We start from the raw sequence: 13,116 nt of genomic DNA, 5'->3' as shown, positions 1-13,116 counted from the left end.
CTGGCGCGCAAGCGTGAAATGAACGAAAAGATTCTTGGGCGAATGCGCATGATTTGTTCGGCATTCTGGAAAGGCGGGGCTTGAACCGATGGCGGCACTGGGAAAACGGAACGATATGGCCGCCTTCGAGGATGGTCCGGTGCCGCGCTACGAGGCGGTCAAACAGTTCATCCGCAGCCGTATCGAGAGCGGCGAGTGGCCCGCCCATCACCGCATCCCCTCGGAAAACGAGATCGTCGCCGACCTCGGCGTCAGCCGCATGACCGCCAATCGGGCGCTCAGGGAGCTTGCAACCGAGGGCGCGATCACGCGGGTGCAGGGCGTTGGTTCCTTCGTCGCGGCCCACAAGGGCAGCACCGCGCTTCTGGAAGTCCGCAACATCGCCGACGAAATTCATGAGCGCGGCCATACCCACACGTCGCTGATGACGCTTCTTCAGGAAGAGGTGGTGACGCCGGAGATCGGTTATGCGCTTGGCCTTGCCACCGGCGCGCGCGTCTTCCATTCGATCATGGTGCATTCGGAGAACGGCCTGCCGATCCAGATCGAGGATCGTTTCGTCAATCCGGCGGCCTGCCCGCGCTATCTGGAGCAGGATTTCCGAACGATGACGCCGAACGCCTATCTCACCGCGGTCGCGCCGATCACGCGCACCGAACAGATCGTCGAGGCGGTGTCGCCGCAGCTGTGGGAATGCAAGCTGCTCGGCATCGACCGCAATGAACCCTGTCTGATGATCCGGCGCCGCACCTGGTCGGAGGCGGCCAATGTGACGACGGCGCGTCTGCTCTATCCCGGCACCCGCTATCGCCTTGAGGGCATGTCGCAGTAGATCGGGATCGGGCTTCGGCAGAAAAACCGCACATCTTTTCCTCATCCCGCTCTAATCTCGACATTATTCCGGTCGATTCGGGGGATCGACCGCCGAATGGGAGGATGACGAGATCATGGTAGAGGACGCGCTGAAGCTTCGCACCGAGCTGCCCAGGCCCGATGTCAGTGCCGAAGAGGCGCGGGCGTTGCTGGCCGAGCACTACGGTCTGTCAGGCACGATCAGCGAGCTCGGCAGCCAGCAGGACCGCAACTATCGCATCGATACCGGCGAGCGGCGCTATGTGCTGAAAATCTGCCGCGCGGAATACGGACCGCTCGAACTGGAGGCGCAGAATGCGGCCTTGCAGCATCTTTCCGATCGCCTGACGTCGGCGCGCGTTGCGGAAGTCGTGTCTTCGCTCAAGGGCGAGGCGATCGAGAGCGTGACCGTCCGCGACCAGGACTACCGGATCCGCTTGCTGAGTTTTCTCGATGGTGAACCGCTGACTCGGCGCAAGCATCTCTCACGTGAGGCCGTTTCCGCGCTCGGTGCGCTCGCCGGGCGGCTGGCCGCCGCGCTGCGGGACTTCGAGCATCCCGGGCTTGACCGCGAACTGCAATGGGACCTGCGCCGAGCCGGTCCCGTCGTCCTTCACCTCCTGGCCGACATGCCGGACCAGCAGCGCAAGAAGCGCATCGCCGAAATCATGGTCGGCGCGATGCGGCGTCTGCAGCCGCTCACCGCGGAACTGCGCATACAGGCGATCCATCACGATGTGACCGACGACAATGTGGTGAGCCAGCCCGACGCATCCGGCCGGCCGATCCCGGACGGGGTGATCGATTTCGGTGATATCCTCAAGGGGTGGCTGGTTGCCGAACTTGCCGTGACCTGCGCCTCGCTGCTGCATCACGCTGACGGTGACCCGTGGTTCATCCTGCCGGCGGTCAAGGCGTTTCATGCCGCGTGCCCGCTGACCGAGGTGGAGCTGAGGGCGCTCTGGCCGCTGATCGTCGCCCGCGCCGCCGTATTGGTCGCGAGCTCCGAACATCTGCTCTCCCGCGAGCCTGACAACGCTTACGTCGAGGGTAACGCCGCGCATGAGCGGGAGATCTTCGACGTTGCGACTTCGGTTCCGTCGGCACTGATGGAGCACGCCATCCTGGCCACGGCGGGGCTCGCTCCGGCATCGGCGCCTGTCACGGGAGAGAGCCTGATCCAGGGGCTTGGGCCGACCGATGTGCGCCAGATCGACCTGTCGATCCTCAGCCCGCTGTTGCCGGAGGAACGCTGGCAGCATCAGGGACTGCCGATCTCGCTGCTGCAGCACGCCGCCCATGCGATCGGTGTCGCGACCACCCGCTACGGCGAATATCGGATGACCGAAACGCAACTGCGGTCGCCGAAGCCCGACGCGACGCTGGCGCTGCATGTCGACATCTGCCTGGAGGCGGGCCGCGAGATCGTTGCCCCGTTTGCGGGACGCGTCATCCGGCAGGACGGACTGCTGGTTCTGGAAGGGGCCGAGGCGAGCCTGTTCCTCGAAGGCGTCGAAGCCAGCGGCGATGTCGAGGACACCGCCGCAGCTGGTGCAGTGCTCGGCGTCGTATCGGGCGAGCAGCAGACCTACGGCCTGATCCGTGTCCAGCTCTGCCGCGAGCATGGTCTCGTCCCGCCGCTTTTTGCGATGCCGCACCAGGCGGAGGCCTGGAAGGCCCTGTGCCCGTCGCCGGCCGGCATCCTCGGCTTCGAATGCGAAGCGCCGGAACTGCACAGCGAAGCGCTGCTGACCCGTCGGCAGCAGCACTTCGCCAAGCCGCAGAAGAACTACTACCTGAAACCACCGCAGATCGAACGCGGCTGGAAGGAATATCTCTTCGACGTCGAGGGCCGCAGCTATCTCGACATGGTCAACAACGTGACGATCCTCGGCCATGGACATCCGCGCCTGACCTCTGCCGTGGGTCGGCAGTGGTCGCTGCTCAACACCAATTCGCGCTTCCATTACGCGTCCGTCGCCGAGTTCTCGACGCGGCTCGCGGCGCTCGCGCCCGAGGGGCTCGATACCGTGTTCCTGGTCAACAGCGGCTCGGAGGCAAACGACCTGGCACTCCGGCTTGCCTGGGCCTATTCCGGCGCCCGCAATGTCGTGAGCCTGCTCGAGGCCTATCACGGCTGGACGGTTGCCAGCGATGCGGTGTCGACCTCGATCGCCGACAATCCGCAGGCGTTGGAGACGCGTCCGGCCTGGGTGCATCCGGTGACCGCACCCAACACCTATCGCGGCGAGTTCCGCGGTGCCGATACGACGCACAGCTATGTCCGCTCCGTCGTCACCAAGCTGACCGAACTGGACGCTTCGGATGAGAAGCTCGCCGGCTTCATCTGCGAACCGGTTTACGGCAATGCCGGCGGCATCCCCCTGCCGAAAGGGTATCTCGACGCGGTCTATGCCATGGTGCGGGCACGTGGCGGCGTTTGCATCGCCGACGAGGTGCAGGTCGGCTACGGCCGTCTCGGCGATTATTTCTGGGGCTTCGAAGAGCAGGGCGTCGTGCCCGATATCATCACGGTCGCCAAGGGCATGGGCAACGGCCATCCGCTCGGCGCCGTCATCACCCGCCGCGAGATCGCCGACGCGCTGGAGAAGGAGGGGTACTTCTTCTCGTCCTCGGGCGGCAGTCCCGTCAGCTCCGTCGTCGGCCAGGCCGTGCTCGATATCCTGACGGAGGAGCGGCTTCCGGAGAATGCCCGTGTCGTCGGCGGTCACCTCAAGGCCCGGCTCGAAGCGCTGGGGCAGCGCTTCCCGCTGATTGGCGCCGTACACGGCATGGGGCTTTATCTCGGCGTCGAATTCGTGCGCGACCGGGAAACGCTGTTGCCGGCGGCGGAGGAGACGGCGGCAATCTGCGATCGCCTGCTCGATCTCGGCGTCATCATGCAGCCGACCGGTGACCACCTGAATGTGTTGAAGATCAAGCCGCCGCTCTGCCTCAGCCTGGAGAGCGCCGACTTCTTCGCCGACATGCTGGCGCGGGTGCTGGAGGAGGGCTGGTAAAAGGCATCGTCGGCGGCATTGCTGCAACCGACGAGGGCTTACCAGCCGGCGAAGTCCACAAGCACCGTGTCCGAAACACGACCGGCGGTGACGTCGTCGAAGGCTTGCTCCAGGATCTCCAGCGCCGCGTCGATGTCCTGATCGGTGATCGTCAGCGGCGGCGTCATCTCCAAGACGTTGGAGTTCATGCCAACGTAGTAGACGACGAGGCCGAGTTCATAGGCCCGGTAGACGAGCTTGGCCGTCTCCCGCGAAGCCGGTGTCCGGCTCTGCCGATCGGTGATCAACTCTACCCCGCAGGCAAGCCCGCGTCCGCGAACGTCGCCGATCACAGCGTGGTGCTCGGCAAGACGCCGCAGGCCCTGACGTAGCCGTTGCCCCTTCCGCTCCGCTTCCTGCGCAAGTCCCTCGCGCTCGATGGTTTCGAGAACCGCGAGGCCGGCGGCAGCCGAGATCGGGTTGCCGTGCAGCGTCTGCATGGCAAAGGCGGTGGCGCAATCGAGCACCTTGGCCGGACCGATGGCGGCGGAGAGCGGCAGGCCGCCGCCGAGCCCCTTGCCAACGGTCAGGATGTCGGGAACGAAATCCTCATGCTCGAAGCAATGCAGCCGGCCGCTGCGGCCAAGCCCGACCTTCACTTCGTCGCAGACGACGAGCACGCCGTATTCACGGCAGATTTCGGCAAAGGCCCTGAAGAAGCCGGCTGGCGGTACGATCAGGCCGCCGTCGGACTGGATCGGCTCGATGAAGGCGGCCGCGAACTGTTCGGGCGCCGCTTCCAGGTGTTGGCGCAGTTCGGAGAGGATCGCGCCACCCGTCGGGTCCTCACGGTAGGGCCGGTACGGATCGGGGTAGGGGAGCAAGAGCAGACCGTCGGCCTTCGCAGCACCTGCCTGGACACTATGGCCGGAAAAGGCCATCGAACCGGTGGTGCAACCGTGATAGGCGCCGACGAATGCGATGACACCGCTGCGGCCCGTCGCCTTGGTGACAGCGCGGAAGATGGCCTCGTTGGCGTCAGATCCGGAATGACCGAACCAGACCTTGTCGCCGCCCGGCCCGGGAAAGGCCGCGAGCAGTTTTTCGGCGAGCGCCGTTGCCGGACCGTTGGCGGCAGAAAGAACGCTGGCGCCGGCGGGATTTGTAGCCGCACGGGAGATCGCCTCGACCAGCGCCGGGTGGCCATAGCCGAGGCTGGCCGCACCCCAAGCGCCGGAGAGGTCGATCAGTTCATGCCCGTTTTCCTCCATGAGCTTCGCGCCTCGGCCGCCGGTCACGGCAAGCGGGAAGAAGCGCAGCTTCTGCAGGTTGGCGATTGCCGCTTGGTCTCTCTCGTAGAGTGCGGTCACCGGGCTCCCCCTATGCTGGCTTTCAGACATCGGGTGAGACGCTCGCCCCAGGCGGCGACGCCCGCATCCGTATCGATCAGATCGTGGCGTACTTCCACCAAAACGCCGGGCAACCCGCGCGCGTCGGCATGAACCGGCACGGTATAATCCTCGTCGGGATGGATGTTGTAGGGCTCGTTGTCGCCGATCGTCAGCTGGCTTTCGCTGGCCAACTCGCCGATCAGTGAACCGGCAAAATCGACCGCGTCACGATAGAGGATGCCGGCCTGCCAGGGGCGCGGCTTGCCGAAATAGACCGGCGTGAAGCTGTGGATGCCGACGACGAAGGGCCGCTTGCCTTCGCCCTCGAGCCGGTCGAGACGGCGGCTGACCGCTTCAGCAAACGGCGTGAACAGCGTATCGATCCGCTGCTGCCGCTCCTCGTCGCTCAGGCTTCGGTTGGCGGGGATCTCCGTCGTCTCGCTGATCTCGGGGATCATCGAAGGGGCGGAAAGCGGCCGGTTGCAGTCGATCACCAGCCTTGAGTAGTTGGTGAAGAACAATGGTGCATCGAGGCTGAGGCTTAAGCGCTGAGCCAGCGCCATGGCGCCGATATCCCAGGCGATGTGGCGCTGGCGCTCGTGCAGCGGCAGCCCCATATCGCCGAGCGCGCGTGGCATCCGGTTCGATGCGTGTTCGCACAGAAGCAGGATCGGCGAGGTGCCGTCCGGGTTGAAGACCGCATAGGGCGGCAGTTCGTCGATCGCCAGCAGCGGTGCGCTCGGGTCGTGTCGCGCGCCGGGCTCTAGGCTCTTGATGGCCGTTGTCGAGGTCATGGGCTGCCCATCCGTCAATCAGTAGACCGCTGCATAGCGGGCGCAGAGTTCGTCTGGCGAGAGCCCATCGACGATCTCGATCTCCTTGCGCTTCATCGCCTCGTAGCAGGCAAGAAAATCTCGTGAGAACCAGCCGGTGACGACCGGATCGGCGGCAAGCGTGTCCAGCGCTTCCGGCAGGCTTGCGGGCAGGCGACGGATGCCGAGCTTCTCCTGCTCTGCCGCCGAGAAATCGGACGGGTCGGAATTGATGAGGGGCGGCTGTTCGAGCCCGGCCCTGATGCCTTCGAGGCCGGCCTTCAGAAGCACGGCCAGAGACAGGTGCGGGCTGGCGCAGGCGTCTGCGGCGCGATACTCCATGTTGAACTGTTTGGCCGGATTGCTGCCGGGCAGGTCCAGCGTCGGGCAAATGCGCAGCGTCGCTTCGCGGTTCTTTTCACCGAGGCAGGTGTAGGCGGCGCTCCAATGGTGTGGCACGAGCCGCATGTAGGAAAGCACCGACGGAGCGGTAAACGCGGTCAGCGCTGGCAGATGCTTGATGACGCCGGCGGCAAAGGAGCCGGCGACCTTGGAAAGCCTGCCGGGACGCGAGGCGTCGAATGTCACCGGATTGCCGTCGAGATCGGTGAAGCTCACATGCAGATGCACGCCGTTGCCGACGCCATTCGACGCCGTCTTCGGGGCGAAGCTCGCATTCCAGCCGAAGAGGGCGGCGACTTCCTTGGTGATCGCGCGGATGGTGGCGCCGCGGTCGGCGGCGGTCAGCGCGTCAGCAGGGCGGCAGGTGATTTCGAACTGGTCCTTGCCGTATTCCGGCAGGAACATTTCCGGCTCGGCACCAGCTTCCTGCAAGGCGGTCATCAGCAGCGAGCCGAAGGGTTCGGCGCGGCGCTGGGCGCGCAGGCCGAAGGAGGGGGCGTCCGGCCAGTCGACGCCGAGAAGCTGGAACTCCTGCTCGACGGCCGATATGACCTTGAGACCGATCTCTTCATATTCCTTCAGTGTCTGTTTCAGGAAGCTGCGCACGCAGCAATCCCAGGCATTGCCCTGAAGGTCGGTGATGTCGGAGTGGTAGAAATGCAGCGGCGTCTCGTCGGGCAGGCAGGTGACGCGCGCCTTGCTGCTTGGATCCGCCATCAGTCGCAGGTCGCCGGCCGAGCCCCAGGGATTGTTTTCGGCAATCTGGTCGAAGGGCGTCAGCGCCAGGTTGGCCGGCACCCAGCCGACGCCCTTGCGCAGGTAGCTGTCGATTTCGGTCGCGGCGAAGCTGCGGCCGCGGGTGATGCCGGCGATGTCTGTCGTGACGAAGGTGGCGAGTTCCGTCAGTTCGGCGGCCGCCTTGCCGTTGTTCGTTTCGGTCATGGATTCCCCTCCAACTTGTTCTTTGCGGCGGTCTAGGCCTGGCGCAGGCCGTTCAGGCGGCTGACCACGGTGTCCGTGTCGGTCGTCCAGCAGTAGCCCGAGTAGGCACGAAGGGCCGCGTCATGGCGCTGCTCGCTGTAGGTGGCGCAGGCGTCGTTGACGACGGTGACGAGGTAGCCACGGTCGGCGGCGTCACGCACGGCCATGTCGACGCACTGGTCGGTGATGACGCCGGCGATGATCAGATAGCGCGTGTTGAGATTGCGCAGGATGTAGTCGATGTTGGTCGAGTTGAAGACGCCCGACGACGTCTTCGGCAGCACGATCTCGTTGTCGATGGGGGCAAGTTCCTGGATGACCTGGCCCTCGGGCGAGCCCTTCGGCACGTGCATGTCGGAGAGCTTGTGGTCGAGCGAGCGGTCGCGGCCGTCGAGCGTCAGGCTTTCGATGATCGTGTGCAGCACCTCGCAACCGGCCTTTCGCGCCGCTTCCAGAATGCGCACCTGGTTGGGGATGACGGTCTGGCGCAGACGCCTGTGGTAATAGCTGTCGGCGTCCTGCGGGTGGGTCGGGTCGAGGTTCGGCTCGCACCAGATGCGCTGCATGTCGACGAACAACAATGAGGTGCGGCCTGCCTCATAGGCGCTGTCGCGCCTCAAGAGATCGTCCCCAACCTTTACAGTGACTGCACTCATTCGAATTCTCCTCGGGTTGTCTGGTTCGCCAGGGCGGCGGCGGAAAGGGTCAGCGGTCGTTTTCAACGGCTGGATTGAAGGCGTCCTCGGTGATGGCATAGCCGCGGCGCAGTTCCTCCATGCGCTCGATGCGACCACGCGATTGCGTGGCAAGGCGGGCAGTCAGTGCCGCAATCACCGCCTCCGTCTGGGCAATCGCCGGCACCATCGTGTCGTAGGGCGAGACCGTGTCGACCGGTGCCGTCAGCGTCACGGTGGCGAAATCGGCGATCGGCGAGAGCCAGCGGTCGGTGAAAAGCACGATGCGCGCGCCCTGCGTCGCTGCCTGGCGGGCAAAGCGGATCGTGTCGTTCTGGTAGCGACGGTAGTCGTAGACGAAGAGCACGTCGCGCTTGCCGAGATCGACGAGCTGGTCGACCTGGTCGGCCTGGCTGCCGTTGATCCAGCGCGTATCGCCGCGCAGTTGCTTCATGTGCGACCAGAGCAGGCCGGCAAGAAAGCCGCTGAAGCGGCCGCCGAGGCAGTGGATGCGGGCGCTCATGTCGGCGGCGGCGTCGACCGCGGCCTCGAAATCTTCCGAAGGCAGCATCTGCATCGAGGATTCCAGCGCATGGATGCTGGCGCGCAGGAAGTACTGGTAAAAATTCTCCTGCTCCAGCGACGGGCGCCGCTCGTCGAGCATGGAGAGCGGTGAACTCATGCGCTCCTGCACTTCGCTGAGAAGCGCCTTCTGGAACTCCGGATAGCCCTCGAAGCCCAGCGTGTTGGCGAAGCGCACGACGGTTGGATTGCTGACGCCGGCGGCGGCGGCGAGATGCGCGACCGTGTTCAGCCCGGCTGCCGGATAGTTCGACAACAGCTGCCGCACGATCTTCAGTTCCGAGCGCGTGAAGGTGATCGCGCCGTCTGTCAGTCGGTCCCGGATTGCCACGATTTCTGCCTCCCAAAAATGATGGCGTGAACCCCAATTTCTACTTTTTGTTACAGAATTGCTAGCAGAGAATGTTTTTTGAAACAAGATTGACATTTGATCGATCTGCGATAACGTTCATTTCGGGAACGGGCCCGAGCCAAAAACACGAGGCGGGCCGAAAATTTGGGGGAGTGCGGATGGTGCGCGTCAGGCGAGAAACCGTCTTTGGTATCCTTGTAACGTCGCTGCCGCTCTTGGCCGCCGCCGTCATCGCCTCGCTGTTCTTTCCGGGCAGCGGCGAGCGCCTGGTGACGCTGTTCATGATCAACGTCATCGCCGTGCTCGGCATCGGCATCTACGCCGGCAATTCCGGCATCGTTTCCTTCGGTCACGTCGGCTTCATGGCGATCGGCGCCTATGCGTCTGGCCTGTTGACACTCAACCCGATCATCCAGAAGACGGCGCTGCCGCATCTGCCTGAATGGCTGGCGGGCATCGGCATGCCTTTCCTGCCGGCGCTTGCCATCGCCCTCGTCGTCGTTGCTCTGGTCGCGGTGCTGATCGGCATTCCGGTTGCGCGCCTTGGCGGCTCGTCAGCCTCGATCGCGACGCTCGGCTTCCTCGTCATCGTGCATGTCGTGCTTGTCGCCTCGACGGATTTCACCCGCGGCAGCCAGACGTTTTTCGGGATCCCGCGCGCGGTCAATCTCTGGGTGGCGCTGCCCTTTGCCATTGCGGCCATCGCGGTCGCGCGCCTCTATCGGGATTCGAGCGCCGGCCTGAAGCTTCGGGCGTCGCGTGAAGACGAGATCGCCTCGACCGCCGTTGGCGTCAACGTCAAGCTGCACCGCTTCTTCGCCTGGGTTCTGGGCGCAATACTCGCTGGTGCCGCCGGCGCCTTGCTGGCGCATTTCCTCGGCGCCTTTTCGCCCAAGGACTTCTACTTCAATCTGACCTTCATGCTGCTGGCGATGTTGATCCTCGGCGGCATCACCACGGTCTCGGGTGCCGTCGGCGGCGCCGCCGTGATCATGCTGATCGTCGAACTCCTGCGGAAGCTCGAAGGCGGCGTCGATCTCGGCTTCCTGAAACTGCCGACCGTCTTCGGCCTCACCGATATCGGCATCGGCGTCGCGATCCTCGTCGTCATGTACCGCCTGCAGGACGGCCTTTTCGGCGTGCGCGAACTCGACGAGCGCTTCGGCTGGTTCAAGCGCGCCGCTTCGAAAGGCGAAGCCGGAACCCCAGTACCGGCAGATGCCAGTGCAGCAACCGGTCAAGGCACGCTCCGAGTCGAAAATCTCGGCAAGCGGTTTGCGGGTCTCGTCGCGCTCGAGAACGCCAACTTCGAGATCAAGCCTGGTCTCGTCACCGGTCTGATCGGTCCGAACGGCGCCGGCAAGTCGACGCTGATCAACAGCGTTTCCGGCGTTGTTCCTCCGTCGAGCGGTCGCGTGTTGATCGACGGTCAGGATGTTGCGTCGCTTGCGGTTCATGCCGTTCCCGTCGCGGGTCTCGCTCGCACCTTCCAGAACATTCGTCTTTTCAAGAACCTGACCGTCCTTGAAAACGTCACGGTTGCGGCAAGCGCCTTGAAGGCCGATGGCGAAGACCCGGCCGCCCGCGCCCTGACGGTGCTCGCGGAAGTGGGCCTCGGGGAATTTGCCGACAGGCTGGCCGGCACGCTTTCCTATGGGGCGCAGCGACGGCTGGAGATCGCCCGCGCGCTGGCACTGAAGCCGCGTTATCTGCTGCTCGACGAGCCGGCCGCCGGCATGAACCCAGCCGAGACCGAGGAGCTGATGCATGTCCTCGATCGCATCCGCACGAAGTATCGCCTCGGCCTGCTCGTCGTCGAGCACGACCTGAAGCTGATCATGCGGCTCTGCGACGTCGTCGTCGTGCTCAACAAGGGTCAGCAGATAGCCATCGGCACGCCGGCGGAAATCCAGGCCAACCAGGCCGTCATCGAGGCCTATATCGGCCGCCGCCGCTCATCGGCACAGGCGCGAAGCGGCGAGGAGGAAGTTCCCGGTCTGCCGTCCGGCGCGCCGGGCCTGCACAATCCTGCATAATCAAGAGAGGGAACTTTTCAGATGAAGAACAACGTAACGGCCCTGTGCCTCACCACCATGCTCGGTGGCCTCACGCTGTCGGCTCTGCCGGCGTTTGCGGAAGACCTGGTGATCGGTCTTGCGACCGCGCAGACCGGTGGCCTTGCCCCCTATGACCAGCCGTCGCTGAAGGGCCTGGAAATGGCTGTCGAGGAAATCAACGCGGCCGGCGGTGCTGCCGGCAAGTTCCCGATCAAGCTCGTTGCCAAGGATACGCGCTCGGATGCGGCGCAGACAGCGCTGGTGGCGCAGGAGCTGGTCGACCAGGGCGTCAAGATCATGATCACACCCTGCGACGCCGATCCGTCGATCGCCGCCGGCCAGGTGACCCAAGCCGCCCAGATCCCGGCCTTCTCCTTCTGCGCGACAACGCCCACCATGCCGCTCGCCGTCGGCGATTACATGTTCGGCAACTATCCGGCCGACAACGTCCAGGCCTCGGTGCTTGCAACCTACGCCACCGAGAAGGGCTACAAGAAAGCCTACATCCTGAAGTCGCCCGACAGCGCCTACACGCTGAAGCTGCCTGAGTATTTCGCTGCAGCCTTCACCGCCAAGGGCGGCGAGTTGCTCGGCGAGGGCACATTCAGCATGGGCCAGCAGGACTTCGGCGCCGAGGTCACCAAGATCAAGGCGATGAACCCGGCGCCGGACGTCATCATGACGGCGGCCTACGAGCCGGACTTCCCGGCCTTCATCCGCCAGTTGCGCGGCGCCGGCGTGACGATCCCGATTCTGGGCAGCGACGGCATCGACTCGCCGACGACGTTCGGCCTCGGCGCGACCGTCGACGGCGTCGTCTTCACCACCGCCGGCTTTGCCAGCGAAGGCAGCCCGCTCGCCGACTTCAACGTGAAGTACAAGGAGAAATTCGGCCAGGTGCCGGACACGGTCTACATCGCCAATGGCTATGACCTCGGCAAGGTAATCGACGCGGCGGTGACGGAAGCCAACAGCATCGATCCGGTCGCGATCCGCAATGCCATCGCTTCGCTCGAAAACGTCCAGGGCGTGACCGGCCCAATCACCTATGCCGGCACGCAAGGGATGCCGCTTCGCTCCGTGTCACTGGTACGCATCGAAGGCGGCAACCGCGAACTGATCAGCCAGGGCGTTCCGGCTGCCGCCGACATTCCGGCACCGTGATCGAACGGAGAGGGCAATCCCCGGTCTTGCCGGGGATTGCCTCTGCTGTCGCCGCCACAGGCGCTTCGCAATCCATGGCAAGGACTTTGCCCCGATGATGATGAGTGAAATTCCCGTTTCGAAGCCGCTGCTGGAAGTCAGCGGTCTCAAGGTCGCCTATGGCGCGGTCGAGGCACTGAAGGGTGTCGACCTCACCGTCGGCAAGGGGCAGATCGTCACGCTGCTCGGCGCCAACGGCGCCGGCAAGAGTTCGACGCTGAATTCGCTCGTCGGCCTGGCGGGCAAGAAGGCGGGACGCGTGTCGTTCAACGGCCAGGATATTTCGGGCCTTGCGCCGGAACAGATCGTCCGGCTCGGCATGACGCTGACGCCCGAGGGGCGGCGCATCTTTCCGAGCCTGACGGTCGACGAACACCTGCTCCTCGGTGGCGCCATGCACAAGGCGCGCGGGGCGATCGCTGAGGTGCGCGAAGACATGCTGTCGCGCTTTCCGATCCTGAAGGAGCGGCTCACCCAGAAGGCCGGATCGCTCTCTGGCGGCGAACAGCAGATGCTGGCGATCGCGCGTTCGATGATGTCGTCTCCGGACCTCCTGCTGCTCGACGAACCCTCGCTCGGCCTTGCGCCGCAGGTGGTGGACCTGATCTTCGACCTGATCGCCGGTCTCCGGCAGAAGGGCCTGACGATCCTGCTCGTCGAGCAGAACGTGTCGCTCTCGCTCGAGATCGCAGATACCGGCTACGTCATGGCCAACGGCCGGATCGTGCTTTCGGGCACGGCTGCCGAGCTTCGCAATTCAACCGAAATCCAGGGCGCCTATCTCGGCGCCTGAGCCGAGTGCGTGGAGGGT

Annotated in this window: 10 protein-coding genes; 5 read left to right on the top strand and 5 right to left on the bottom strand. The window is 64.7% G+C overall.

What is annotated here, in order from left to right:
• Positions 1-88: 88 nt before the first annotated feature.
• Both hutC and LAC81_RS14920 read left to right on the top strand, forming a co-directional pair.
• Complete coding sequence (hutC, locus tag LAC81_RS14925; protein ID WP_223725426.1) at positions 89-832, top strand: histidine utilization repressor; 744 nt, start codon at positions 89-91, stop codon at positions 830-832.
• Between the two features lie 115 nt (positions 833-947).
• Entirely contained in the window at positions 948-3,872 is a 2,925-nt protein-coding gene (locus LAC81_RS14920) for an aminotransferase (protein WP_223725425.1), read from the top strand.
• Positions 3,873-3,910: 38 nt separating this feature from the next.
• Here the strand turns inward: LAC81_RS14920 and LAC81_RS14915 are convergent, their stop codons facing one another.
• Genes LAC81_RS14915 through LAC81_RS14895 form a run of 5 tightly spaced genes read right to left on the bottom strand, consistent with a single transcriptional unit; the run spans position 3,911 to position 9,024 of the window.
• A complete protein-coding gene (locus tag LAC81_RS14915; protein WP_223725424.1) occupies positions 3,911-5,221 on the bottom strand; it encodes an aspartate aminotransferase family protein in 1,311 nt (436 codons plus the stop codon).
• Positions 5,218-6,036 (bottom strand): N-formylglutamate amidohydrolase, encoded by an 819-nt coding sequence (locus tag LAC81_RS14910; RefSeq protein WP_223725423.1) that lies wholly within the window; start codon positions 6,034-6,036, stop codon positions 5,218-5,220. Before LAC81_RS14910 ends, LAC81_RS14915 begins: the two co-directional genes overlap by 4 nt.
• 18 nt (positions 6,037-6,054) lie before the next feature.
• Positions 6,055-7,398 carry a glutamine synthetase family protein gene (locus tag LAC81_RS14905; protein WP_223725422.1) on the bottom strand — a complete coding sequence of 448 codons (1,344 nt, stop codon included), beginning with the start codon at positions 7,396-7,398 and terminating at the stop codon, positions 6,055-6,057.
• 32 nt (positions 7,399-7,430) lie between these two features.
• On the bottom strand, positions 7,431-8,093 hold the full coding sequence (locus LAC81_RS14900; protein ID WP_223725421.1) for an isochorismatase family cysteine hydrolase: 663 nt from the start codon (positions 8,091-8,093) through the stop codon (positions 7,431-7,433).
• Positions 8,094-8,142: 49 nt separating this feature from the next.
• Positions 8,143-9,024 (bottom strand): MurR/RpiR family transcriptional regulator, encoded by an 882-nt coding sequence (locus LAC81_RS14895; protein WP_223725420.1) that lies wholly within the window; start codon positions 9,022-9,024, stop codon positions 8,143-8,145.
• 179 nt (positions 9,025-9,203) lie between these two features.
• Here LAC81_RS14895 and LAC81_RS14890 point away from each other — a divergent pair, with 179 nt between their 5' ends.
• From LAC81_RS14890 to LAC81_RS14880, 3 genes are all read left to right on the top strand, one after another.
• Positions 9,204-11,081 (top strand): ABC transporter permease subunit, encoded by a 1,878-nt coding sequence (locus LAC81_RS14890; RefSeq protein ID WP_223725419.1) that lies wholly within the window; start codon positions 9,204-9,206, stop codon positions 11,079-11,081.
• 21 nt (positions 11,082-11,102) lie between these two features.
• Positions 11,103-12,266, top strand: coding sequence for an ABC transporter substrate-binding protein (locus LAC81_RS14885; RefSeq protein WP_223725418.1), 1,164 nt, complete (start codon positions 11,103-11,105; stop codon positions 12,264-12,266).
• A gap of 94 nt (positions 12,267-12,360) precedes the next feature.
• Positions 12,361-13,098, top strand: coding sequence for an ABC transporter ATP-binding protein (locus tag LAC81_RS14880; RefSeq protein WP_419195779.1), 738 nt, complete (start codon positions 12,361-12,363; stop codon positions 13,096-13,098).
• Positions 13,099-13,116: the final 18 nt, after the last annotated feature.

The sequence above is a fragment of the Ensifer adhaerens genome, from assembly GCF_020035535.1.
Classification (GTDB): Bacteria; Pseudomonadota; Alphaproteobacteria; order Rhizobiales; family Rhizobiaceae; genus Ensifer.
Note: the sequence above shows the minus strand (reverse complement) of the source record. Positions and strands in the feature narration are given on the sequence as shown.

Coding starts and splice junctions, on each gene's coding strand:
- hutC (WP_223725426.1), top strand. CDS start 89: ATGGCGGCACTGGGAAAACGGAACGATATGGCCGCCTTCGAGGATGGT.
- LAC81_RS14885 (WP_223725418.1), top strand. CDS start 11,103: ATGAAGAACAACGTAACGGCCCTGTGCCTCACCACCATGCTCGGTGGC.
- LAC81_RS14880 (WP_419195779.1), top strand. CDS start 12,361: ATGATGATGAGTGAAATTCCCGTTTCGAAGCCGCTGCTGGAAGTCAGC.
- LAC81_RS14905 (WP_223725422.1), bottom strand. CDS start 7,398: ATGACCGAAACGAACAACGGCAAGGCGGCCGCCGAACTGACGGAACTC.
- LAC81_RS14890 (WP_223725419.1), top strand. CDS start 9,204: ATGGTGCGCGTCAGGCGAGAAACCGTCTTTGGTATCCTTGTAACGTCG.
- LAC81_RS14920 (WP_223725425.1), top strand. CDS start 948: ATGGTAGAGGACGCGCTGAAGCTTCGCACCGAGCTGCCCAGGCCCGAT.
- LAC81_RS14900 (WP_223725421.1), bottom strand. CDS start 8,093: ATGAGTGCAGTCACTGTAAAGGTTGGGGACGATCTCTTGAGGCGCGAC.
- LAC81_RS14910 (WP_223725423.1), bottom strand. CDS start 6,036: ATGACCTCGACAACGGCCATCAAGAGCCTAGAGCCCGGCGCGCGACAC.